The organism is Pseudochrobactrum sp. Wa41.01b-1 (assembly GCF_019464455.1).
Classification (GTDB): domain Bacteria; phylum Pseudomonadota; class Alphaproteobacteria; order Rhizobiales; family Rhizobiaceae; genus Pseudochrobactrum; species Pseudochrobactrum saccharolyticum.
The window spans coordinates 3,429,810-3,451,690 of record NZ_CP080493.1 but is presented as its reverse complement, the minus strand read 5'-3'; the positions used below and the strand labels follow the sequence as shown (position 1 = coordinate 3,451,690).

The following is a 21,881-nucleotide window of genomic DNA, read 5'->3' as shown; positions in this document are numbered from 1 at the left end:
TGTCAGACTTGGCATGCAAAACTCGCTCTAACCATTTTAATTAGTCTCTGGTCCGGTTTCTGCTATTTTATAACACAAGCATCGCAGACAAATTCCAAGGCAAGGTTTCTGACAGAATGACAACTGCACTCCTGATTATCGACGTTCAGAAGGCAATCATTGCCGGTAAAGCGTCAGCGCAACGAATGCCTGAACTTGAAGCCGCGCTGGATGAAACCGTATTCAGGCTTCAGGCGCTGAAGCAAAAGGCACATGATGCCAATATCCCTGTTTTTCTGATCCAGCATGACGGCGCCAAAGGTCACAGACTTGAAAAGGATACTGCAGGCTGGGAATTGCGTCCGGAAATCGCTGCCACGGGCAATGATATCCTTGTTCACAAGAAATATTCGGATTCATTTCTCGAAACAGAGCTGGCAGACCGGTTGAAAGACCATGGTGTCACGCATCTCATTACCGGCGGCTGCATGACACAGTTCTGCGTTGATACGACAGTGAGACGTGCGATATCACTGGGCTATGACGTGACCCTGCTTGCAGATGGTCATATGACGGGTGACTCCGACACTCTGCTTTATACGGATATTATAAAGCACCATAATGAAACACTGAATGGCTTTGGCACCGATGCTGCATCCGTAGCAGTTAAGCCCTCTGATGAAATCAGCTTCTGAACAAAAACAAGCCGCCTGCCCGATCAAACAGGCAAGCGGCCAATGGCATTAAGCTCAGAAAACCAGTGAGACACCGGCAACAGGCCCGTGCTCGGTAACATTCCACTTGAATCTGTGACCGAGCACATCGCCCCCATCATAATCCTGATACAGCGCCCTGTAGCCGAAGCGCAGTAGTGCCGGTTGATTAAAGATATGCGTGCGATAGCCGAGATAGGCCTGTCCCTGCGCACTCAAATCTGCACCGGCACCGAAACCACCAACATCCGCCTCAGCAAATAAATGCCAGCGATCCGTCAGATCCGCCTGAATACGCGCTCCGACGAACGGATCCGTCCATTCCAGTTTACGACGCTCAGACCAGCGATCCAGCATGAAATTGACTTTAAGCTGCGTCCAGCGCAGACCGGCAGTCGGCTCAATCGCAAACACCCGCTGCGTACCGAAAACAGTTTCGCCTTCCAGCGGTACTTCAACCGCACGGAAAAACGCACCGGCGGAGAGCGTTGTCATCGTAACATCCGCTCCCAAAGTCTGGTCATGGAATGATTCATCCTGACTGGTTTTGGTATATTGTCCGTCAAAATACACCCCATAGAGGCCGTTTGTGACTTCCACATTGCCCATGGCGCTGAAATCAAGATTTTCGAAAATATCCGAGAAAGGCACATCAATATTGGTACGGCGACCCATAATATTGGCATGACCATCCAGAGAAGCCGCCCAGATATAAGGACTGACAATCACTTTCCAGCGTCGCTCATCAAATTTGGCAACGGGCTGCGGCGCCAGAATATCGGCCCCCAAAGCCTGTCCGCTGGCGATGCTTGCAGCACTTATACATGCGGCAAAGATAATATGTGCAGTACTGATTCCTGATAAACACTTCATATTTTTATCGCCCCTCAATAAGCAATGCCTGCAAAACGATATAACTGCACTGTCTATATTTACACTTTGAGAAACCACCAGAATAAGATCAAGATTAAACCAATTTTTCAATAGATTTCTTCATATCTGATTCACACAAAGCGTGATAAAAGTTTTTGTCCATTTCTCTGGAAGGAGCATCCTTTTGAAACCGAGCTTCCCGTACTTCCTTAAGAACAAATTTGTAAAATCAGCCACCGCCCTGACTGTTATTGCCGCTGTTTCAGCGCCCTATGCGGCAGCTGCCTGCACCAGCTTCCTGTTGCCGACAACAGACGGCAGCGGCATTTATGCCCGCACTATGGAATTCGGAATTGAGCTGCAGTCCAATGCTCTGGTTATTCCGCGCGCCTATACGCTGCACACAACCGGTGCCGACGGCAAAGCCGGTATGAGCTGGAAGGGTAAATATGCTGCCATCGGCATGAATGCCCTTGGCGAGACCACTCTTGTTGACGGTATGAATGAAAAAGGTCTTGCCGGCGGCGTTCTGTATTTCCCTGAATTTGCAGGCTATGCCGACGGTTCCAAAACCGACAAAGAAAAATCTCTGGCACCATGGGATGTTCTGAGCTGGGTTCTGACCAATTTCGCAACCGTTGAAGAAGTCAAAACCGCCATTCAGGATATGAGCGTCATTAATGTCGTTCAGCCACAAATGGGGTTTGCGCCACCGTTGCATTATACAATTCATGATGCCAGCGGCGCTTCGATTGTGATTGAACCGGTTGATGGCAAGCTCAAGATTTACGACAATCCTGTGGGCGTCATGACCAATTCGCCGTCTTTTGACTGGCATATGACCAATCTCAGAAACTTCCTGAAAATGTCGCCGCTCAATGCACCGGATCTCAAAATCGCCGGCACGACATTCTCACCGCTGGGTCAGGGATCAGGCTTGCTTGGCATTCCGGGTGACTCGACCCCGCCATCGCGCTTTGTGCGCGCCGCGGCCTATGTGCAAACAGTTGAAAAACAGCCAAGCGGTGACGATGCTGTGCGTCTGACCGAGCACATTCTCAACAATTTCGATATTCCGAAAGGCTGGATTCAGACCGCGAAAGAGCTGAAAATTCCGCTGGAATACACCCAGTGGTCAACGATTGCCGATCTGAAAAATCAAAAATACTATGTAAAAATGTATGATGATCAGGTTCTGCGCGGCATCGATATCAAAAGCTTTGATCTGGATGCAAAAGAGCTGAAAAAAGCACCTCTCAGCCCGAAGATCACACCACCTTCTGTTGAATTCGCCAAGTAAAAACAAAAAACCGGAGCTGAAAAGCTCCGGTTTTTTTATCGGGTTCACTATGCATCAATCTCAATCAAGGACATAGCAGCTCTTCGCTGTGCCGCGATCCGGATCACCGAATGTGCGGTTGTCACAATTTACGCCGCCACGGAATACACGCTCAACAAAGCGATCCTGTGTGCCGTAACGTACGCGCTTGCGGCCGGAGAAATCACAATACTGGCCTTCCCGTGCACAACGCTGCCATTCACGGTCATTATCACGATCCCGTCCATAACCGCCACGCCCGTCACGATCGCGTCCGTAACCGCCGCGGTCACGTCCGTCATAACGAACAACATAAGAGCAGGTTTTGGCTCTGCCATATGCAGGGTCGCCGAAGACGGAGTTCGAGCAACGCACCTGCGGCTGATTAATAAAGCGCGATGTTGCCCGTCTTCCGCTGCCGTAAATTACTTCTGTCGGATAAGGAATGCGGCACACGCCCCCTTCAGAGGCACATTGCCGTACTTCCTGAGCTGATGCTGTTCCGGTATCAACTGTGTAAGCACCGGCAACGACTGCCAGAAACAACACGGCGCGGGACAGATTTGTCGCAATCGACATTGTGCTCATTTGAATTTCCTTCCTGTATGAGCTGATGCTCATGGTGAAGCCTTTAAAAAAACAGAGCAGATACAGTTTCCGGCCACCGAAGCAGTCTCACCAATATACGCTCGCAGTGCAGGTTCTAGAACACAGAAATTGAACAGGAAATGAACAATCTCATCACTCTCTGTTCCGTTTTGAAATGATTGTGCGATTTCTTAAACCGGTAAGATTATTATGCTTTATGAGATTACATGCAGATATCAGGAGTACCGCCGGCTATGAACCCCGTCTCACAGATTCTTATTTATGCTTTGGCTGCGGTTGCTGAAATTGCAGGGTGCTTTGCGTTCTGGGCATGGCTGAGACTGGATAAACCCGTATGGCTTTTGCTGCCGGGCATTGCATCCCTGATCCTGTTTGCTGTGCTGCTCACATTTATTGATGCTGAGGCTGCAGGCCGTGCCTATGCGGCCTATGGCGGCATTTATATTATCGCCTCATTATTATGGCTGCGGCTGGCAGAGGATTTCTCGCCGGACAGATGGGACATTACCGGCGGTATGCTGGCACTCGCCGGTGCAGGCATCATCCTGTTTGGGCCACGCGGTTAAATCGTCTACATTCGGGCAAGGAATAAATACGGACATAAAATAATCCGCTTTCTGAAGAACAGATATGTGATCGTCATAACAGACGATCCTCTCTGCGATAATGACTCTGTTTCCATGATAGTAAATCCACAGACACAGGTCCTGCCCAATGCAATCCATGAAAGAAATGAGCCGCTATCAGGCACGCCGGCGCCTTGCCGTAGCGATTATTATAGTTCTCTTATTCCTTGCTTTGCTTTTCGTACGCTCTGCATGGCCGCGCGGTACTCATGAATATATTGAGGCCTTCGGCCTCGGTTTTATCATGGTGGCCATTCTCGGCCGCATGTGGTGCACATTATATATCGGCGGGCACAAAGGCGCGCAGATCATTCGCACCGGCCCCTATTCCCTGAGCCGCAATCCGCTTTATGTTTTCAGCACAATCGGTGCATTTGGTATCGGCTGCCTCACCGGCAGTCTCGGTGTCGCGCTCCTGCTGACAATCGCCTGCTACATCACATTCCTGTTCGTTATTCTTGCCGAGGAAGGCTATCTCGAAAACACTTTCGGCCAGCCTTATCGCGATTATAAGCTTGAAGTGCCGCGCTTTTTCCCGCGTTTCTCCGGTTACAGAGATGTGGAAACCCTGACCATCCGTCCGAAAACGCTCTATAATACGTTCTTTGACGGGCTGGTGTTCTTTGTTGCATTCCCGTTTTTCGAAACGGTCGAGCATTTACAGACCGCAGGGTTTATTCCGATCCTTTTCTACACTTATTAAATGTTGCAAAACAAAACCCGCCATTCAGGAAATGGCGGGTTTGATTATCGGAGAACCGGAGCAGCTTCACATAGCGGCTTTACCGTCTTTCTCTTCCTCGAATGTAATCGCAACATCAGCATTGGCTGAAAGACGAACCTTGTTGCCCTCAATATCTGCAACCAGCCCCAGTGAAATATAATGATGGTGCTTATGATGTGCGCCGGCATCGTTTTTCGTGAGCTTGATACGGTCACCTTCCACATGATCGACGATGCCAACGTGAACACCGTCTGCACCGATCACTTCAAAATGCTCTTTGATTTTTGCAGTATCTACCATTGATTGTATCTCCTGTTTCAAAGCGGTTCAGAGAAAATACTCCGGTCTGACAATAACGCAGCAGCAGCATATTCGATGCAAATGATTGCAAATATTTTAGAGAGCCAGCTTCATTCCGGCGTGACTGGCTTTAAAACCAAGCTGCTCATAAAAACGGATCGCATCTTTGCGCGAGACATCCGTGTGCAATTGCACCAGACCACAGCCTTTTTCCCTGCATTGACCGATTGCCCATTCCAGCATCTGCCTGCCCAAGCCCTGCCCGCGATAATCACGGGCAATCCGCACGCTTTCAATCTGCCCGCGCCACATCCCAAGCCTTGAAAGACCCGGAATAAAACTGAGCTGAAGACAACCGGCAACCTGCCCGTCAGCCTCGACAACCAGCAAGAACTGGTTCTCGTCCCGCCCGATTGCGGCAAAGGCATCCAGATAGGCTTTGTTCAACGGAACGGACTGATCCTCACGCGCTGCCCCCAAAACATCATCGGCAAGCATGGCCACAATTTCAATGAGATCCCGCTCTTCAGCCCGCCGAAAAATATGTGCCATATCACTCCCTCAAGACAATTTTCCATTCCTGTTACGCAGGGAAGATAGAGCATAATTCCTTAAACCTGGATCAGTTTAAGGTGAAATTATGCTCTAATTTTAAAGTATTAGAGCGTCCTTTGTGTGCCAAGTCTGGCACATGGCGCTCTAGCACACAGAAAGTCCTGCCCATCAAATATTTCAACCTGATGAGCAAGACCTATATCAGAGCGGAAACACAAATTTTATTTGATAACGTGCCAGTTGCCACCGACACCATCGCCTTCCATATCACCGGCTTTCTTGTCTTTAATATAGGTATAAACCGGCTTGCCGTTATAAGCCCACATGTCCTTACCGTCTGAAGCTTTCACCTTGGACCATGGCGCAACCGCTTTGGTTTTAGCGGAGGCATGATAAGCCGGCCAGATTTTCAGACATGAGGCATCGCAATTGGACATGCCGCCGCTATCCTTGTCGAACGTATACAGCGTGTGCCCTTCTGCAGTGGTCAGAATTTTTCCGCCTGCCGCATCCATCATCATGCCCGGCCCGCCGGCAGCCTTATCCGTGCCATGCTGCATTTTTGTCATGTCAGTTTTCGAGGCAGCGGCTGCGGTCTGTCCCGCAAAGACCGGCGCTGCTGACAATCCCAGAACGGTGCCGAGAACACTCAATGTCAAAACAAGCTTTTTCATTTTGTTTCATACGCTCCATATTTTCCTCTGCACACGGGCCGTGTGTAATGGTCAGCTGCAGATGGCTGGTTAATCCGGCGCGGTCAGAAGCGGCCGCGCAAAAATGCTGCGCCTGCTTCGGGACTGTTTCTGGCCGATATTGTGCCGAAAATAAGTTATTTTACGCCGGACACAGAGAACAAAAGGTGAGCATAGTAACCAAATACGAAGATTCGCGCGGTAGCTTGTAGACTGGCAGATTCGAAATACTCAGCTTGGTTCAGTGCATCTGAATGCTGACCGATATAAAGGCGCAGACATATGGCTCCGAGAAAAACCACTTCCCGCAAAAAGCGCTCGACGCGCGGCAAAAGCTCGGGACAGTCCACGACGGCTGTTCTGACCGTTGGTGCAATTGTGGTGATTGGTGCTGCAGCACTCTGGGCGACATCGCAAAGCCGCAGCCCGTCTGCCAGCGTATCAGGCCTGTTCCGCACAGCGACCAATAGTTCCGCATCCCGTTCCGGTTCGACTGCTACAGCCAGTTCAGAACGCAGATCGGTGCAGTCTCAGAGCAGGAATGCGGAGACCGCCAGAAATACTGAACCGGCTGTGACACCGCCGTCTCCGATACGCAGGCCGCCGTTGAATATCGGCCAGAGCGTTGCCAGTGAACAGAAGTCACCTCCGAAACAGGTTGCCGCTCTTGCGCCACGTCCGGATAGCAAACCGGCAGCAGTTCAGATCGTACCGCCAAAACCTGCACCGCAGAACACGATGCCCGCTTTACCTCCGGTCGGAAAATCCGCACCGGATGACAACAGCCGTCATGCCAGTGGTGCATTCAAAGTGCCGAAAGCAATTATTGCCAGACAGGATCTGACCATTCACGAAAAAGCATGGGATAAGGCCAAGACTGTCGGCCGCGTCGAAAAAGGCCGCGAGATGCGCTCCTATGCCAAGGTCGGACGCTGGCACCGCGTGGTTGTACCATCCACCAATATTATTGGCTGGGTGCAGGAAGATCAGCTGATTATCAAAAATCAACAAGCCCAGGCACGCTCATTTCGTGCAGTCTCCGCACCGCAAGCGTCTCAACATTCCGGTATGACCACAGGGTCAATCCGCCCTGCCGCAGTACCAAACAATAGTGGCACCACAGCGAAAACACAGAATAGCAGACTGGTTGCGCCGGTTTATCCGCAACAGCCGGTCGGCAAATAGAAAAATCAGTTTTGAGATGAAGTGTCAGGCAATGCATCTGCCATTGCCTGCAAAGCCTGTATTGCCAGCGCTTTGGTAATCCGGCTTTTTTGTTGCAGAGCCATATGATCGAGCAGATCAACCAGCACAATCACACTGTCGAGCGAGCGCTCAACACGGCTGACAATATAGCTGATAACCGCCGGATCAACACTGACCTGACGATCGGCGAACAGCTTGTAAATCACTGTGCTCAGCAGATAATCATCCGGCTCGGAAATATCGACAATTGTCACCGCTTTCAGGCGGGAGACCAGATCAGGCAGTGACACATTCCATTGCGACGGCTGTAATTGCGACGTCATCAGCAATGATGCCTGCGACTGACCCTTTTCGCAACTGCCTGCGGTTTGCCGAATGGTGTTAATCAGGTGGAACAGACCGGTTTCATCGAAAGCTTCTGCACCGATATCATCAATCAGCACCGGTCGCTGTGCAGCGATTTCCAGTGACTGTGCATCAATATCGTGCGGATCGAGGATTGCTGCATCATTCTGGCTGCGCCAGATGGCGGCCAGATGCGTCTTACCGGCTCCGGCTGGTCCGACAAGCAACGCGACAGGCGACGGCCAGTCCGGCCAGCGATCAATCAGATCGACAGCCGCACGGTTCGATCCGGTGACAACCAGATCATCGCGCGTAAAGCCTGGCTCATGCTGAAGAATGAGCGGCATTTGTCGGTGCTCAGCAGACATAATTACCCAAAATTATTAGCCCGAATTCCGGCCTGCATACAAATCATACAAATTCATCACATGATTTCGGGGCGGGGTTCAAGCTGTTCCATCACAGAACCTGTCAAATCTTCAAAATACAGGTCAGAATGATGCAGTAACTGCTTTCCCCCCTTTAGAAAAGCACAACCGGCACGAATGCGCCGGTTGTCTGAGCTTATCCCCGTGACCCACAAGCCTGTGGACAAAGCTGTTGAAAACTTCCGGCTCAGTTTTCTCCGTTGCTGCTTTTATACATCGGCGATTCCAGATACCGCCCGATTGCAAAGCGTACCAGCACCCCGACTGCCGCCGCAGCAGGCACAGCAATCAGCATCCCCGTGAAGCCAAGGAACGAACCGAAGGCAAAAAGAGCAAACATCAGCCATACCGGATGCAGGCCAACAGATTTGCCCACCAGTTTCGGTTGCAGAATATTGCCTTCAATAAACTGGCCTGCAAAGAACACACAGGCGACGATAACAACCATCACCCAATCCGGCCAGAACTGCACCAGCGCCACACCGATTGCCAGCACCAGACCGACAATCGAACCAATATAGGGAATGAAGCTGATAAGACCGGCGAACAAGCCGATCAGCAAGCCGAAATTCAAACCGGTAAGCGTCAGGCCGACAGCGTAAAATGTTCCGAGAATGAGACACAGCGTGCCCTGACCGCGGATAAAACCGGCAATCGCATCATTCATCTCACGGGCGATCTGGCGCACAGTTTTCACATGATCGCGCGGCACCCATGAATCAATCGTATTGACCATGCGGTCCCAGTCGAGAAGCATGTAGAACGCAACCACCGGTGTCACCACAAACAGACCGGCAATATCAATCAGCGACTTGCCGGAATTCCACAGCGATTGCAGCAAAGTGGTCAGAAAGCCGGCTCCCTGCTTGAGAAATCCGCTCAGATTATCTTTGATGACCGTGCTGTTAATGCCGAGATATTTCTGCAGCCATTCAGAATCCTGATGGGCAATCAGCGACTGAAGCTGCGTAAAGTAACCCGGAAATTTCGAAATGAACTCGGCCAGCTGTGTAACCAGCACCGGCACGATGATGATAAGCCCCAGCACCAACACAAAGACGAAGGTAATCAGGATAACCACGGTTGCTACCAGACGCGACATCCCGAAACGCTCAAGCCGGTCGGCCACAGGGTCAAGAAAGTAAGCCAGAGCAAGTCCGGCTACAAAGGGCAGCAAAATGGAACTGAACACGGTCAAGAAAAGAACAAAAACAACCGTTGCAAACAGCCAGAAAAAAGCCTGTTTACGCACGGTTGCACCGAGTGCACTGACCTGCACATCCAGACGCACTTCATTCTCAGTCGCGGGAATGATAACCTGTTGCGGCGTGGTTTTTACCAGCGCCTCCGACTTTGCCCGCGATGCACGGGGGGATGGCGATTTAGGTGGTGTGGTATCCGATTTGCTCATATAAAACCGCCATTGCTTAAAAAGTCTGAATATGTCGCATTTCAGCCTCCGGTCAAGATAGAGCATTTCACAGTTAAGTTGGATCAACTTGACTTCTTGATTATGTCAAGTTGGATCAACTTGACGGCTGTGATAATGCAACCAAATAAAGAATCCAGAGCGAGCGCGATGATCCAATCCGGACGTAAACCGCTCTAGGACCTATCACACCTGCTTTCATTGCAGCGACAGAGTAAATTAACTGCGACATATGCTCTGCTCATCTCATAACATGGTGTTTATCAGTTAAAAATGACGAAAGATGCTTGCGGATAAAGCAATCTCGTGTCATTGCGCCTGCTTGAAGCATTAACCGCAGCCTGCCCTGCCGTTCTTCCATCGGCCTTACGGCTGCGCTGTGTATCGGGAGCTACCAATGCCACAGTCGAAAACCCCATCCCCTGCAGCCGCTGACGCGAAAAATGGCCTGACCTATGCCGATGCCGGTGTGGATATTGATGCGGGCAACAGCATGGTCGACAAGATCAAGCCTTTGGTGCGCTCCACGCGCCGTCCGGGTGCTGACGGGGAAATCGGCGGCTTCGGCGGATTGTTTGATCTGAAAGCCGCAGGCTTTAAAGATCCGGTTCTGGTAGCGGCCAATGACGGTGTCGGCACCAAGCTGAAAATCGCTATTGATGCAGATCGTCACGACACAGTTGGTATTGATCTGGTTGCCATGTGCGTCAACGACCTCGTGGTACAGGGCGCAGAGCCGCTGTTCTTCCTCGATTATTTTGCCACCGGCAAACTCAATCCTGAACAGGGTGTAGCGATTGTTAAAGGCATTGCCGAAGGCTGTCTGCAATCCGGTTGTGCGCTGATCGGCGGTGAAACCGCTGAAATGCCAGGCATGTACCGCGACGGTGATTATGATCTCGCCGGTTTCGCGGTTGGCGCCGCAGAGCGCGGTCAGCTGCTGCCTGCCGGTGATCTGGAAGCCGGTGATGTTATTCTCGGCCTTGGTTCTTCCGGTGTTCATTCCAACGGTTTCTCGCTGGTACGCCGCATTGTTGAACTGTCCGGCCTTGGCTGGCAGGATGCAGCACCTTTTGCTGCCGATAAGACATTGGGTGAAGCCCTGCTCACCCCGACCCGCATTTATGTGAAATCCCTGCTGTCGGCTATCCGCTCGACCGGCGCGATTAAAGCACTCGCGCATATTACCGGCGGCGGCTTCCCTGACAATATTCCGCGCGTTTTGCCGGAAGCACTGGCGGCTGAAATTGATCTGTCTGCGATTCCGGTTCCGGCTGTTTTCTCATGGCTGGCCAAAACCGGCGGTGTTGAAGCCCATGAAATGCTGCGCACCTTCAACTGCGGCATCGGCATGATTGTTGTTGTCTCTGCTGACAAAGCGGAAACTGTTGCTCAGGCACTGAAAGCCGAAGGCGAAACTGTTGTCACACTCGGCCGCATGATTGCGCGTGAGGCAAAAGATCAGGGCGTCGTTTATCAGGGCACACTTTCCCTATGAGCCACGTGCCTTCAGCACCGCGCAAACGCGTGGTCATTTTTATCTCCGGCGGCGGCTCCAATATGGAGACGCTGATCCGCGCGGCACAGGCACCGGATTATCCGGCAGAAGTTGTTGCCGTCATCTCCGACAAGGCAGAAGCCGGCGGTCTGGCGAAAGCACAGGCCGCAGGCATCAAGACCCATGTTTTTGTCCGCAAAGACTATGCTTCCAAAGAAGCGCATGAAGATGCCATTCTTGCGCAACTGGCTGCAATCGCTCCGGATATAGTTTGCCTTGCAGGCTATATGCGCCTGCTATCCGGCCGATTCATTGCGCCTTATGAAGGACGTATCCTCAATATTCACCCTTCCCTCCTGCCGCTGTTTCCGGGTCTGCACACACATCAGCGTGCGCTGGATGCCGGTATGAAACTGGCCGGTTGCACCGTACATCTGGTGACTGAAGGTATGGATGAAGGCCCGATTGTTGCGCAGGCAGCGGTGGCCATTACCGAGGGTGACACGGCTGAAACGCTGGCAGCACGCGTATTGACCGCAGAGCATCAGCTCTATCCGCAGGCTCTGCGTAATTTCGCTATGGCTTCCGGTTCTGAAAAACATGGCAATTCAGCAACACAGATACTCATTAGCGCGTGATGAAATAACAAATTGTTAATTTCCTCTTAACGTGCCACGATATTACCCTAAATAGCCACATATCACATTTGTGCTGCATGTTCAGCAATCAGATGATTCCCGTCATTATGGTTGCTTTTCAGGCAGAGACTTTGAGCGTTCAAACGCTTTAACTGTAGTTTCAACACGCATCTTTACCGAAAGCCATTTTACACTTTCATGGATGCGTCTAAAAATAAGAAGAGGAAGATATCATGTCTCTCCGTAACTCTGTTGCACTTATGGCCTTTTTTGCCGCCGGTACTTTTGCTGTTTCAGCATCTGCTGCCGACATGGTTTCCTCCCGTAATGCCGTTGTTCAGCCACGTTCGGAAGTCGGCGTTCTGACCTGCGATTTCCAGCCGTCAATCGGTGTTATCATTGGCAGCCGTCAGGATCTGGATTGCGTATTCCAGCCTGCACAGCGCGGCGCACCTGCCGAGCGCTATAGCGGCCAGATCACCAAAATCGGTGTGGATATCGGCTTCTACAATGCCGGCCAGCTGGCATGGGCCGTTTGGGCACCAACCGTTCGCCCTGAAGGCGCACTGCGCGGCAGCTATGTCGGCGCATCAGCCAATGCAACGATCGGTATCGGAGCAGGCACCAATGTCCTGACCGGTGGCACATGGAAGAATATTTCCCTGCAGCCGATCTCCATTCAGGGTCAGAAGGGTCTGAATGCTGCTGTTGCACTTTCCAACTTCCGCCTGAAATACGAAGGCTAATTTTTAGCTATGCTTTGAACAAAGCCCGCGCTGTCACCGGCGCGGGCTTTTTTGTTAAAGACTATTTCTCAATAACCGGTTTTAAAAACTCAAGCATGGCCTGCCGGTAGCGCTCGGGATTTTCATGCCAGCCCTGCAAATGATCTGCATGGGTTTTCAGATAATGGTCAGATTATAGCGCGATGTCACAAGCGTATCGCTGATATTGACAGGCACAATACGATCTCCGCTGCCATGAGAGACAAACAGCCTGCCGTTAAAATTCGCAACTGCATTCAGACTGTCCGCCTGCTGTAAATCCGTGCCATGCTTATAGGCAAATAACTTCAGAGCGACAGGTTCTATCAGACCACTCAGAGGCAGATGCAGGTTGCGTATATGATGCCGGACAACCATTGCAAAACTCAGCGCCGGTGAATCAAGAAGCAGCGCCTCAATCTGATAAGGCCGAACACGATCCTGCAATTCAATATTCTTCAAAAATGCGCCGGTAATTGCGCCGCCCAGTGACTCTCCGGCAATGATAAGCCGCTTAAATCCACGCTGGCGCAGATAGCGGGCAGCGCTGTCCAGATCACGCCATTCGCTTAAACCGAAACTATAAATGCCGTCGGAGGATTGCGGTGCATTATCGTCATTACGATAATTGATGAGCAAAACCGGTATACCGGCCTCACGCAGCACGGACATATGCCGGTAGCCATCCTCCCGATGACCGGCAATGCCATGCACATAAATCGCGGCAATCTCCGGTGAAATCGCAGTCTTAGCGGGCGGTACAAACCATGCAGGCATCTCGCCCAGCTCGCCCGTAAAGTGCACGGTCTCAAACGCAATGCCGAAAGCCTGCTGCGGATCACCGCGATAACCCAGTTGATACGGATCATGCGTCTGGGTCGGAAACGACAGGTTTCCGACAAACAACACTTTTTCCAAAACGGAGCGGACAAAGAAAGCCGCACCAAGAATATAGGCACAGACTAACAAGATGACGATCAGCAAACCGCGCAACCACCAGCGCCGTCGCGGAGCAGCATTACTTCCTGTCATAATTCATGCCCCCCGCTCTGTTTCCGGTCTATGCAGCCTGAACTGTCTTCTCCTCGAAAGGCCTGATCCAGACTTTAATATCGTGGAACGCCGTTCCGCCATGCGGCGCGGCCGCATCCGCACCGGTCAGAATATTAATCCCCTCGCCGCCTTCAAAAGATGAATTCGGGAACAGGCCTTCCGAAACCACAACACCGCGACGCAGTTTCTTGGCTCCGTTCAATTTATCATTGGCCTGCTGGATTTGGACATGTAGTACCAGTTCACCGCGCTGATTGCCGATCTGTACCCGCGCACCATCTTCCAATCCCAGCTCTGCCGCATCATCGTCGCGGATCAGCAGTTGTGGCCGGATTTCCTTTGCCAGAGAGGTTGGTGTCTCCGCAAAAGTCGAGTTGAGGAAATTATGTGCCGGTGATGTGGTCAGTTTAAACGGATGCTGCGGATCGGCCAGCTCATTGCTTGCCCAATAATCCGGAAATTCCGGCATGTCCGCAAAAGGCCCCTGAAGCCCCATAGCTTGCGGCGGGCGATCCGGTGACGTTTGTTTCTGCCAGTCCACACGAAAGCGGAATTTACCGTCAGGCCATGCGAAACCATCGAGATAATGGGACTTTTCAAAATCCGGCTGCTTATCAAGCCAGCGTTGCTCCCGCATGGTTTCAAAATCCGGCATATTGCTTTTAATCAGCAGATTATCGACCAGCTGACGCGCTGGCAGATTAAAACCATCCAGATGACCAACGCCTAAGCGATTGGCCAGTTCATTGATAACATAGATATTTTCCCGGGCCTCACCCGCGGCTTCAATCAGTTTGGCACCTAGCAAAACATGCTGCTGACCACCGCCGCGATAAATATCATCATGCTCCAGAAACATCGTGGCAGGCAGCACGAGATCAGCCATTTTCGCTGTATCGGTCATGAAGTGCTCATGCACCACGGTAAATAGGTCTTCCCGCATAAAGCCCTGCCGCACCAGACGCTGTTCCGGCGCAACATTGGCCGGATTAGTGTTCTGGATCAGCATTGCCATCACCGGAGGCCCGCCATAGAGCGCTTCTGCGTCACCGGTCAACACACGGCCGATTTTCGACTGATCCAGCGATCTGACCGACGGATCGGCAAATGCGGAGCCTTCAATCTCCGACTTATCCATGCCGAAAATACCGGAATTGGAATGGAAAGCACCGCCGCCCTCCAGCGTCCATGCACCGGTTACAGCCGCAATGCAGGAGGCAGCATGCATATTCACCGCGCCATTACGCTGGCGGGAAAAACCATAGCCCAGACGGAAATAAGTGCGTTTTGTCGTTCCCACCAGCTGAGCAAAAGCCTCAATATCCTCAACAGATACACCGGTGATCGCTTCCGCCCATTGCGGTGTCCGGCTTTGCAGATGCTGCTCCAGTGCTTGAGGCGCATCCGTATAGCGGTTGAGATAATCCCAATCCGCCAGACCATCACGAAACAGCACATGCATCACCGCGCAGGCAAAAGCCCCGTCTGTGCCAGGTTTCAGCACAATGCCGATATCCGCCTGCCGGATGGTCGCGGTTTCATAAACATCAATCGCCACGATTTTCGCACCGCGCTCTTTACGGGCGCGTGCCGCATGGGTCATGACATTGACCTGCGTGGCGGCGGCATTGGTTCCCCAGATCACCACGCAATCGGACTTGGCGATCTCTCGCGGATCAGGCCCGCGCAGGGCACCGGTGCCGGCCATATAGCCTGTCCATGCCAGATTGGTGCAGAAGCTGGAAAACATATTGGAATATTTTTTGGCATAGCGCAGACGGTTGATAGAATCGCGCTGCACCAGCCCCATGGTTCCCGCGTAATAATTCGGCCAGATACTCTCGGAACCGTATTGTTCTTCGGCTTTGAGAAATTTCTCTGCGGTCAGATCCAGTGCGTCAGCCCATGAGATTTCCTGCCACTGCCCGCTTCCCTTGGCACCCTTGCGGATCAGCGGTTTCAGCATGCGTTCAGGATGATGAACGCGCTCGGCATAACGCGCGACCTTGGCGCAGATAACGCCAGCCGTATAGCTGTTATCCTTGGCACCGCGAATACGCCCGATTGTATGGCTGTCCAGAATTTCAACATCGAGCGCGCAGGTGGAAGGGCAATCATGCGGACAGGCCGAATGGCCGATTTGGGGTGCAACGCGCAATGTCATGTAAGAATTCCTGAAGGAGTTATTTTAGCACCATACAAAAATATAGCCGTTCCGACAGACGATAAATCAGCACAGCTTTATTTTTATCGGATATCAGTCCTGTCAGACCAGCCGCATCAGCACTGTGCCGCAGACAATCAGTAAAGCTCCGGCAAGACGTTTCAGGCTGATATGCTCCCGTAACAAAAAGAGAGAGAGGATCATGCCGAACAGGATTGAGGTCTCCCGCAAGGCTGCAACCATCGCAACCGGTGCCATGGTCATTGCCCAGAGTGCCAGACCATAAGAGCCAAGTGTGCCTGCACCGCCGATCATCGCCAGATGGCCGCGCTGCCTGATATGCCCGACAAGCTGTCCGCGGTATTTCCATATCCCCCAGCTCACCACGGGGATTGCGTTAAACAGGAATGCCCAGAGCGTATAGGATATTGCATTGCCGGATACACGCACACCGATACCATCCACCAGCGTATATCCTGCAATGAATAAGGCATTGACCAGAGCGATTATCACGGTGCGGGACGTGTTTTGCCCTGCCGCCGTTTTCCGGCGGCTGCCAAGTGCCATTGTTAAGACACCACAGGAAATAAACCCGATTGCCAGCCATTGTCCGGCACCGAGCACTTCACCGATCAGCGGACCCGCAGCCATAGCGACCAGCAAAGGCGGCGTCCCGCGCATCAGCGGATAGGCCAGACTCATATCCCCGTTGCTGTAGGCGGCAGCAACCATGAACAGGTAACAGACCTGAAAAACGGTTGATATAATCATATAAGGCCAGCTAGGGGCTAATGGCAGCGGTAGAAACGGGATCAGCACCAGCGCCACCAGACCAGCAGCACCACAGACCAGAACGGCATTGAGATATTTATCTGTGCCGGATTTGACGATGACATTCCAGCTCGCATGCAGCAATGCGCCGAAAAGAACGATCAGAACGACAAAACCAGACATAGCGCCGTTTTCTTTTCCCCGCGGAGGCGGTTATCACTTTTCCTGAAACTGCTGAGCGTCACCGGACTGTTACATAACCGGTCTAAAAGGCAGAATCAGATTGACTGCACATCCGGTATGCTGGTTATGGCATAATCCCGTCTGAACAGATATATGGCATTGACCATGACAAAGCGTCCTGCTTTGAATCCCGCCTGCAGCACTGCGCTTTCGAACACCGGAATACTGAATATGAATTATCGTCACGCCTATCACGCCGGAAATTTTGCCGATGTGTTCAAACATATCGTTCTGACCCGTGTACTGCTCTATATGCAGCGCAAGGAGGCAGCCCTGCGCGTGATTGACACTCATGCAGGCATCGGCCGCTATGATTTAAGTGGTGTGGAAGCCGGTAAAACACTGGAATGGCGCAGCGGTATCGAGCAGGTTCTTGACGCCAAGGCAGCAGGTTCTATTCCCGCAGCAGTGCTGGAACTGATCGCGCCTTATCTCGATGTCATTGAACAGGAAAACAGCAACGTCAAAGGCAACAGCCTGCGTTATTATCCGGGTTCACCGCTGCTAACACGAAAACTGATGCGCGCACAAGATCGCCTTTCGGCACTGGAACTGCATCCGCAGGATTTCAAAACACTGGCCGCTTTATTTGAAGGCGATTACCAGACCCGTGTCACCGAGCTGAATGGCTGGCTGGCGCTGGGTGCACATCTGCCACCCAAGGAAAAACGCGGTGTGGTGCTGGTTGATCCGCCATTTGAAATCGCCGGAGAATTTGACCGCCTCGTTGAAGGACTGGTGAAGGCGCACCGCCGCTTTGCCACCGGCACCTATGCTTTGTGGTATCCGGTGAAAGACCGCCGCGAGGTCAACCGGTTTATCGCTAATTTAAAAGAAACCGGCCTGCCGAAAATTCTGCGGCTGGAACTGGCTGTGCGTGCACCGTCGCAGGAACCGCGTTTTGACGGTACCGGCATGATTGTGATCAATCCGCCTTATCTGCTGCAGGAAGAAATGACTAAAATCTCACCATGGCTGGCAACGCTTTTCGGAGAGAATAATCAGGGCAGCTATAAGATCGAATGGATCAACGGCGAAGAGCGGACGGAAAAATAAGTGCTCATTTGCCAATGATCACTCTCTTGTGCGTTGTTGAGGCTTGACCCGACACAGGAATATGGCAAAAACTTCGGTTAACAGTTTTCAATAAGGACAGATTCATGTCATTACGCTCCGCTTTTGCTTTCGCGCTGCTTGCAGGTCTGTCAGCAGGATCTTTTTCTCAGGCACAGGCTGCGGATTATATTGCAACTGCCCCTGCCGTGACTGATCCTGTCTGCCACGAACAAAGCGTCATCAACAGCGCAGTCGCACAGTTCGACCGCCTTGTGCGCGGTGTGCCGGAAATGCCTGCTGTCAGCATCAATGCCGTCAGCAATGTCAGCGCAACACGTTATGACCCGAAAACCTATCCGTCAGGTATTGAGCGCCATTATTGTCGCGCCACTGCCGTGCTCTCCAATGGCGAGAACCGTAATATCTGGTATATGGTGGAAGAAAGTCAGGGACTGGCATCCATGGGACGCAATATTGAATCCTGTGTAGACGGTTTTGACAAGTGGTTTGTCTATGACGGCCGCTGCCGCGTGCTTCGCTGATCCGCATATGTCACGCATCCGATTGAAAGCACACAGCCCGTTTGCACCCAGCAAAACGGGCTGTTTTTCTGTTGCCGCGGCTTTGCTTGCCTCCGCACTCGCTTTTACCATACCGGCATCAGCACAATCTCTCAGTGACAAGCTGATGCAGAGCATGGGCAATGATCTGCGCAAACTCAGCCCGCTGAACAATCAGGACAGACCGGTTTTAAGGCCGGAGAATAAAATCCCGCAGCGTATACCGGCAAAACCGCAGGATGCGCCATCACCATCCGGCAATGCGAATTTTGACTTCTATGTCCTGTCACTCAGCTGGTCACCAAGCTATTGCGCCGATAATGGCAATCGCTCCAATGCCCGCCAGCAATGCGGCACCGGCCGCAATTACGGTTTCATCGTTCATGGTCTGTGGCCGCAATATGATCGTGGTTTTCCTGAAAGCTGCGATCACCGGCAGGCTAATGACACGGTGCCACGGGATATCGTCTCATCCCTGTCTGACATTATGCCCTCAGCCGGTCTGATGCGTCATGAATGGCGCAAACACGGCACCTGCGCGGGGATCAGCCAGCGCGATTATTTCTCTACGTTGAGCAAGGCCTATCAGGCTGTGACTGTTCCGCCTGCCTTGCGCAATGTCGCAAACCCGCGCAATGTTGATCCGCAGCTTGTTGAAAAGGCATTCATTGCCGCAAATCCGGGTTTGACCGGAGATGCAATTGCCGTGACCTGCAATCGCAGGCGTCTTCAGGAGGTGCGTATCTGTATGGATAAAGGCCTCAAATTCCGTTCATGCGGCGAAGTGGATCGTAATTCCTGCCGCAGCCGTTCCGTTACTCTGCTTCCTAACCGTTGATCTCTTATCTCAGGTTCCAACATGCACAAACTTTATACCTCCCCTTCCTCACCTTTCAGCGCCAAAGTGCGTCTTGCAGCGCAATATGCCGGTATTGAACTGGAAAAACATATTGTCGTGACCAGCGAAGAACCGGCAGAACTGATTGCCGCCAATCCGCTCGGCAAAATTCCGACGCTGGTTACACCGGAAGGCAAAACTGTTTTCGACAGCCGCGTCATCACCCAGTATCTCAACCGCGTTTCCGGCAACAAGCTGTTCCCGCGCAATGCCGAGAAGCGTCTGGATGCTGAAAAATTTGAAGCAATTGCAGATGGTCTTGCTGATGTGCTGGTAGCGCATGTCTATGAGCGCCGTATGCGCCCTGAAGAAATCGTGCATCAGCCGGTGCTGGACTGGTACTGGAAAAAGGCAGAACGCACGCTCGATCTGCTGAATGAAACAGCGCCGCGTATCGGCACCAAAATCCATGGCGGGCACATCGCTATTGCCGCAACGCTCGGCTATCTCAACTTGCGCTTTGGCAATGGCTGGGAACGCGGCCGTCCGAAGCTGAAACGCTGGGTCAAGCGCTTTGCAGAAGTGCATCCGGAACTGGCAGCACAACTGCCGAAAGCGGCATAAAATCATAAACGACAAAAAAAGCCGGGAATTGCTTCCCGGCTTTTTTATCAGGGTTGATCTCAACTAAATGAGATATTCCTTAGAACTTGTAGCCAACACCCAGACGGATGTCGTGGGTCTGCAGACCACCATCATTGACTGTGCCGCTATCCAGCTGGAAGTCTTTCTTACCGAAATCGGAATAACGGTATTCCAGACGGGCAGTTACGTTCTGTGTCAGGAAGGTTTCAGCACCGGCACCGGCTGTCCAGCCAACGCGGAACTTATCCTGCGATGAGGTTGCATCGGAGAATTTAACCTGCGTACCGGCAACACCGGCTGTCACATAAGGCATAACCGGCCCCATATCGACACCAAGACGGCCGCGCAGCGAGCCTTCAAAACCGCTCTTCGCAGTCAGACCGAGCTCTTCTTTCTTAGCCCAGTTGTAACCGGCATCACCTTCCACACCGTAAACGATATTGTCGTTCTGGAAGTTCCAACCGGCATAACCGCCGAATTTGGCATTATTGTCTTTCAGATCACCAACATAGTTGTCAGTTTTGAATTTGTTAATGCCGTAGCCAAGATACAGACCGGTATAGCCGCCTGCCCAGCTGCTCTGAGGAGCAACATCTACAACCGGTGCCGGCTCATATGTCTGCGGTTGAATCGCATCTGCGGCAAAAGCTGTGGCCGAAAGCGGCAACAACGCAACAGAAGCAAGTGCCAGAGATTTGATAGTGCGCATACGCCTTGTCCTTATAAATTTCTAAACTGTTGTACAGCGAAGCCTCCAGACCTGACCTGTAACGGCTGAGCTGAACGCGATACGCCCCGTCTTCCTTCCGATCCATTTCTATGCGGGAGAAAGAAGATTGCTTAACAAGGCAAAAGATGACGCTGAATTACGGCAGCAGAAATGCCGTAGCGTGGAAAAAAACCGGCCTTATTATGGCTGAAACATGTCAGTCAAAACCACTGCCAAACAAGCTGAAACCACCACAACTATTTGATAATGAATTTATATCTCGTTTTTCTTATAAAAAAGAAGACCGAAAAATTCCGACCTTCTTTACCGCCCCTTAACCGTGCCTCGACATTCGTCTTTTCACGGCTGAGGATCGGCATCGTTATTTATCCGAATCCGCTCAGCCAAACGCGCTGATGCGAATCTGCGGAAAATAAGCGGTTTTCAGAATTTATAACCGATACCAAGACGAATATCGTGGCTCTGCAATTTTCCAGCCGGAACAGCCACATTGTCCATTGTGATATTTTTCGTACCAAAGTCAGAGTAGCGGTATTCGAGTTTCGCACTGACATTCTGTGTCAGCATGGTCTCTACACCCGCGCCGGCTGTCCAGCCGGTACGGAATTTCTTTTCGGAATCCGCATCATTACTGTCACGAACCTGCGTACCGGCAACACCGGCAGTTATATAAGGCATAACTGAGCCTGAATCATAACCAAGGCGGGCACGCAGCGAACTGTCCAAACCTCTGCGAACCGTCAGGTCATCATCGGCTTTCTTAGCAACATTGTAGCCGACATCACCTTCAACACCATAAACGATATTGTCATTCTGGAAATTCCAGCCTGCATAGCCGCCATAACCAGTATTATTGCTTTTCTGATTATCATCAGATGATTGCTCTTTGAGAATATTTGCCCCACCGCCAAGATAAATGCCGACATAACCGCCCTTCCAATTATTCTGAGGCGACACCAGTACAACCGGAACAGGCGTCTCAGGTTGTGTATACACAATATCGGCTGCCGAAGCAGGTACAGCGGCAGATACAGCGAATGAAAGAGCTGAGGCAGAAACCAGCGCCAGAGTTTTAAAATGTTTCATAAAATTTCCTTGCAATATTCCAATTTTAAAAATGAGAA

At 51.7% G+C, this 21,881-nt stretch carries 25 protein-coding genes; 13 read left to right on the top strand and 12 right to left on the bottom strand.

Features of this window, described 5'->3' with window-relative positions:
- The first annotated feature begins 116 nt into the window (after window positions 1–116).
- Entirely contained in the window at window positions 117–674 is a 558-nt protein-coding gene (locus tag K1X45_RS15765) for a cysteine hydrolase family protein (protein WP_220159403.1), read from the top strand.
- A gap of 54 nt (window positions 675–728) precedes the next feature.
- On the opposite strand, the gene K1X45_RS15760 is transcribed toward K1X45_RS15765, so the two are convergent.
- On the bottom strand, window positions 729–1,565 hold the full coding sequence (locus K1X45_RS15760) for a hypothetical protein (RefSeq protein WP_370627049.1): 837 nt from the start codon (window positions 1,563–1,565) through the stop codon (window positions 729–731).
- A 184-nt stretch (window positions 1,566–1,749) separates the two neighbouring features.
- Between K1X45_RS15760 and K1X45_RS15755 the strand changes: the two genes are divergently transcribed.
- Window positions 1,750–2,865 (top strand): choloylglycine hydrolase family protein, encoded by a 1,116-nt coding sequence (locus K1X45_RS15755; RefSeq protein ID WP_083646831.1) that lies wholly within the window; start codon window positions 1,750–1,752, stop codon window positions 2,863–2,865.
- A 60-nt stretch (window positions 2,866–2,925) separates the two neighbouring features.
- Here the strand turns inward: K1X45_RS15755 and K1X45_RS15750 are convergent, their stop codons facing one another.
- Window positions 2,926–3,471 (bottom strand): hypothetical protein, encoded by a 546-nt coding sequence (locus K1X45_RS15750; RefSeq protein WP_255560455.1) that lies wholly within the window; start codon window positions 3,469–3,471, stop codon window positions 2,926–2,928.
- A 254-nt stretch (window positions 3,472–3,725) separates the two neighbouring features.
- On the opposite strand from K1X45_RS15750, the gene K1X45_RS15745 reads away from it, so the two are divergent.
- Entirely contained in the window at window positions 3,726–4,058 is a 333-nt protein-coding gene (locus tag K1X45_RS15745; protein WP_022712137.1) for a YnfA family protein, read from the top strand.
- 148 nt (window positions 4,059–4,206) lie between these two features.
- A complete protein-coding gene (locus tag K1X45_RS15740; RefSeq protein ID WP_022712138.1) occupies window positions 4,207–4,821 on the top strand; it encodes an isoprenylcysteine carboxylmethyltransferase family protein in 615 nt (204 codons plus the stop codon).
- A 66-nt stretch (window positions 4,822–4,887) separates the two neighbouring features.
- Here the strand turns inward: K1X45_RS15740 and K1X45_RS15735 are convergent, their stop codons facing one another.
- The 3 genes from K1X45_RS15735 to K1X45_RS15725 all read right to left on the bottom strand — a co-directional run bounded on the left by K1X45_RS15735 (window position 4,888) and on the right by K1X45_RS15725 (window position 6,371).
- Complete coding sequence (locus tag K1X45_RS15735; protein WP_022712139.1) at window positions 4,888–5,142, bottom strand: DUF2171 domain-containing protein; 255 nt, start codon at window positions 5,140–5,142, stop codon at window positions 4,888–4,890.
- Window positions 5,143–5,238: 96 nt separating this feature from the next.
- Complete coding sequence (locus K1X45_RS15730; RefSeq protein WP_022712140.1) at window positions 5,239–5,694, bottom strand: GNAT family N-acetyltransferase; 456 nt, start codon at window positions 5,692–5,694, stop codon at window positions 5,239–5,241.
- 224 nt (window positions 5,695–5,918) lie between these two features.
- Complete coding sequence (locus K1X45_RS15725; protein WP_225687525.1) at window positions 5,919–6,371, bottom strand: hypothetical protein; 453 nt, start codon at window positions 6,369–6,371, stop codon at window positions 5,919–5,921.
- Between the two features lie 300 nt (window positions 6,372–6,671).
- Between K1X45_RS15725 and K1X45_RS15720 the strand changes: the two genes are divergently transcribed.
- On the top strand, window positions 6,672–7,574 hold the full coding sequence (locus K1X45_RS15720; protein ID WP_220159402.1) for a hypothetical protein: 903 nt from the start codon (window positions 6,672–6,674) through the stop codon (window positions 7,572–7,574).
- Window positions 7,575–7,579: 5 nt separating this feature from the next.
- On the opposite strand, the gene hdaA is transcribed toward K1X45_RS15720, so the two are convergent.
- Together hdaA and K1X45_RS15710 are read right to left on the bottom strand one after the other, a co-directional pair.
- Window positions 7,580–8,308 (bottom strand): DnaA regulatory inactivator HdaA, encoded by a 729-nt coding sequence (gene hdaA, locus K1X45_RS15715; RefSeq protein WP_220159401.1) that lies wholly within the window; start codon window positions 8,306–8,308, stop codon window positions 7,580–7,582.
- A gap of 247 nt (window positions 8,309–8,555) precedes the next feature.
- On the bottom strand, window positions 8,556–9,647 hold the full coding sequence (locus K1X45_RS15710) for an AI-2E family transporter (protein WP_051139079.1): 1,092 nt from the start codon (window positions 9,645–9,647) through the stop codon (window positions 8,556–8,558).
- 547 nt (window positions 9,648–10,194) lie between these two features.
- Between K1X45_RS15710 and purM the strand changes: the two genes are divergently transcribed.
- From purM to K1X45_RS15695, 3 genes are all read left to right on the top strand, one after another.
- Window positions 10,195–11,295: a phosphoribosylformylglycinamidine cyclo-ligase gene (gene purM, locus K1X45_RS15705; protein WP_220159400.1), complete on the top strand. Its 1,101-nt coding sequence runs from the start codon at window positions 10,195–10,197 to the stop codon at window positions 11,293–11,295.
- Window positions 11,292–11,933: a phosphoribosylglycinamide formyltransferase gene (gene purN, locus K1X45_RS15700; RefSeq protein WP_213597304.1), complete on the top strand. Its 642-nt coding sequence runs from the start codon at window positions 11,292–11,294 to the stop codon at window positions 11,931–11,933. Before purM ends, purN begins: the two co-directional genes overlap by 4 nt.
- A 233-nt stretch (window positions 11,934–12,166) precedes the next feature.
- A complete protein-coding gene (locus K1X45_RS15695; RefSeq protein WP_022712145.1) occupies window positions 12,167–12,679 on the top strand; it encodes a DUF992 domain-containing protein in 513 nt (170 codons plus the stop codon).
- A gap of 156 nt (window positions 12,680–12,835) precedes the next feature.
- On the opposite strand, the gene K1X45_RS15690 is transcribed toward K1X45_RS15695, so the two are convergent.
- The 3 genes from K1X45_RS15690 to K1X45_RS15680 form a co-directional block, all read right to left on the bottom strand.
- Window positions 12,836–13,729 (bottom strand): alpha/beta hydrolase, encoded by an 894-nt coding sequence (locus tag K1X45_RS15690; protein WP_220159399.1) that lies wholly within the window; start codon window positions 13,727–13,729, stop codon window positions 12,836–12,838.
- Window positions 13,730–13,757: 28 nt separating this feature from the next.
- Window positions 13,758–15,914, bottom strand: coding sequence for a molybdopterin oxidoreductase family protein (locus tag K1X45_RS15685; protein WP_220159398.1), 2,157 nt, complete (start codon window positions 15,912–15,914; stop codon window positions 13,758–13,760).
- A 102-nt stretch (window positions 15,915–16,016) separates the two neighbouring features.
- Window positions 16,017–16,868, bottom strand: a complete 852-nt coding sequence (locus K1X45_RS15680) for a DMT family transporter (RefSeq protein ID WP_220159397.1) — start codon at window positions 16,866–16,868, stop codon at window positions 16,017–16,019.
- Between the two features lie 231 nt (window positions 16,869–17,099).
- On the opposite strand from K1X45_RS15680, the gene K1X45_RS15675 reads away from it, so the two are divergent.
- The 4 genes from K1X45_RS15675 to K1X45_RS15660 all read left to right on the top strand — a co-directional run bounded on the left by K1X45_RS15675 (window position 17,100) and on the right by K1X45_RS15660 (window position 20,006).
- Complete coding sequence (locus K1X45_RS15675) at window positions 17,100–17,984, top strand: 23S rRNA (adenine(2030)-N(6))-methyltransferase RlmJ (RefSeq protein ID WP_220159396.1); 885 nt, start codon at window positions 17,100–17,102, stop codon at window positions 17,982–17,984.
- Between the two features lie 104 nt (window positions 17,985–18,088).
- Window positions 18,089–18,526, top strand: a complete 438-nt coding sequence (locus tag K1X45_RS15670; RefSeq protein ID WP_220159395.1) for a phage portal protein — start codon at window positions 18,089–18,091, stop codon at window positions 18,524–18,526.
- A gap of 7 nt (window positions 18,527–18,533) precedes the next feature.
- Window positions 18,534–19,382, top strand: coding sequence for a ribonuclease T (locus K1X45_RS15665; RefSeq protein ID WP_255560454.1), 849 nt, complete (start codon window positions 18,534–18,536; stop codon window positions 19,380–19,382).
- Between the two features lie 21 nt (window positions 19,383–19,403).
- Window positions 19,404–20,006 carry a glutathione S-transferase family protein gene (locus tag K1X45_RS15660; RefSeq protein WP_220159394.1) on the top strand — a complete coding sequence of 201 codons (603 nt, stop codon included), beginning with the start codon at window positions 19,404–19,406 and terminating at the stop codon, window positions 20,004–20,006.
- A 79-nt stretch (window positions 20,007–20,085) separates the two neighbouring features.
- Here K1X45_RS15660 and K1X45_RS15655 read toward each other — a convergent pair whose 3' ends face one another.
- Window positions 20,086–20,736 carry an outer membrane protein gene (locus K1X45_RS15655; RefSeq protein WP_022712154.1) on the bottom strand — a complete coding sequence of 217 codons (651 nt, stop codon included), beginning with the start codon at window positions 20,734–20,736 and terminating at the stop codon, window positions 20,086–20,088.
- 110 nt (window positions 20,737–20,846) lie between these two features.
- On the opposite strand from K1X45_RS15655, the gene K1X45_RS15650 reads away from it, so the two are divergent.
- Window positions 20,847–21,074, top strand: coding sequence for a hypothetical protein (locus K1X45_RS15650; protein ID WP_220159393.1), 228 nt, complete (start codon window positions 20,847–20,849; stop codon window positions 21,072–21,074).
- Window positions 21,075–21,180: 106 nt separating this feature from the next.
- Here the strand turns inward: K1X45_RS15650 and K1X45_RS15645 are convergent, their stop codons facing one another.
- Window positions 21,181–21,843 (bottom strand): outer membrane protein, encoded by a 663-nt coding sequence (locus tag K1X45_RS15645; protein WP_220159392.1) that lies wholly within the window; start codon window positions 21,841–21,843, stop codon window positions 21,181–21,183.
- Between the last annotated feature and the right edge of the window lie 38 nt (window positions 21,844–21,881).

What these genes read in the sequence shown, in the direction of transcription:
- K1X45_RS15760 (WP_370627049.1), bottom strand. Translation starts at nt 1,565, where the DNA reads ATGAAGTGTTTATCAGGAATCAGTACTGCACATATTATCTTTGCCGCA.
- K1X45_RS15645 (WP_220159392.1), bottom strand. Translation starts at nt 21,843, where the DNA reads ATGAAACATTTTAAAACTCTGGCGCTGGTTTCTGCCTCAGCTCTTTCA.
- K1X45_RS15670 (WP_220159395.1), top strand. Translation starts at nt 18,089, where the DNA reads ATGTCATTACGCTCCGCTTTTGCTTTCGCGCTGCTTGCAGGTCTGTCA.
- K1X45_RS15680 (WP_220159397.1), bottom strand. Translation starts at nt 16,868, where the DNA reads ATGTCTGGTTTTGTCGTTCTGATCGTTCTTTTCGGCGCATTGCTGCAT.
- K1X45_RS15725 (WP_225687525.1), bottom strand. Translation starts at nt 6,371, where the DNA reads ATGAAAAAGCTTGTTTTGACATTGAGTGTTCTCGGCACCGTTCTGGGA.
- K1X45_RS15765 (WP_220159403.1), top strand. Translation starts at nt 117, where the DNA reads ATGACAACTGCACTCCTGATTATCGACGTTCAGAAGGCAATCATTGCC.
- K1X45_RS15685 (WP_220159398.1), bottom strand. Translation starts at nt 15,914, where the DNA reads ATGACATTGCGCGTTGCACCCCAAATCGGCCATTCGGCCTGTCCGCAT.
- K1X45_RS15750 (WP_255560455.1), bottom strand. Translation starts at nt 3,471, where the DNA reads ATGAGCACAATGTCGATTGCGACAAATCTGTCCCGCGCCGTGTTGTTT.
- K1X45_RS15650 (WP_220159393.1), top strand. Translation starts at nt 20,847, where the DNA reads ATGCGGGAGAAAGAAGATTGCTTAACAAGGCAAAAGATGACGCTGAAT.
- K1X45_RS15690 (WP_220159399.1), bottom strand. Translation starts at nt 13,729, where the DNA reads ATGACAGGAAGTAATGCTGCTCCGCGACGGCGCTGGTGGTTGCGCGGT.
- K1X45_RS15675 (WP_220159396.1), top strand. Translation starts at nt 17,100, where the DNA reads ATGAATTATCGTCACGCCTATCACGCCGGAAATTTTGCCGATGTGTTC.
- purN (WP_213597304.1), top strand. Translation starts at nt 11,292, where the DNA reads ATGAGCCACGTGCCTTCAGCACCGCGCAAACGCGTGGTCATTTTTATC.
- purM (WP_220159400.1), top strand. Translation starts at nt 10,195, where the DNA reads ATGCCACAGTCGAAAACCCCATCCCCTGCAGCCGCTGACGCGAAAAAT.
- K1X45_RS15740 (WP_022712138.1), top strand. Translation starts at nt 4,207, where the DNA reads ATGCAATCCATGAAAGAAATGAGCCGCTATCAGGCACGCCGGCGCCTT.
- K1X45_RS15655 (WP_022712154.1), bottom strand. Translation starts at nt 20,736, where the DNA reads ATGCGCACTATCAAATCTCTGGCACTTGCTTCTGTTGCGTTGTTGCCG.
- K1X45_RS15730 (WP_022712140.1), bottom strand. Translation starts at nt 5,694, where the DNA reads ATGGCACATATTTTTCGGCGGGCTGAAGAGCGGGATCTCATTGAAATT.
- K1X45_RS15665 (WP_255560454.1), top strand. Translation starts at nt 18,534, where the DNA reads ATGTCACGCATCCGATTGAAAGCACACAGCCCGTTTGCACCCAGCAAA.
- hdaA (WP_220159401.1), bottom strand. Translation starts at nt 8,308, where the DNA reads ATGTCTGCTGAGCACCGACAAATGCCGCTCATTCTTCAGCATGAGCCA.
- K1X45_RS15720 (WP_220159402.1), top strand. Translation starts at nt 6,672, where the DNA reads ATGGCTCCGAGAAAAACCACTTCCCGCAAAAAGCGCTCGACGCGCGGC.
- K1X45_RS15735 (WP_022712139.1), bottom strand. Translation starts at nt 5,142, where the DNA reads ATGGTAGATACTGCAAAAATCAAAGAGCATTTTGAAGTGATCGGTGCA.
- K1X45_RS15745 (WP_022712137.1), top strand. Translation starts at nt 3,726, where the DNA reads ATGAACCCCGTCTCACAGATTCTTATTTATGCTTTGGCTGCGGTTGCT.
- K1X45_RS15660 (WP_220159394.1), top strand. Translation starts at nt 19,404, where the DNA reads ATGCACAAACTTTATACCTCCCCTTCCTCACCTTTCAGCGCCAAAGTG.
- K1X45_RS15695 (WP_022712145.1), top strand. Translation starts at nt 12,167, where the DNA reads ATGTCTCTCCGTAACTCTGTTGCACTTATGGCCTTTTTTGCCGCCGGT.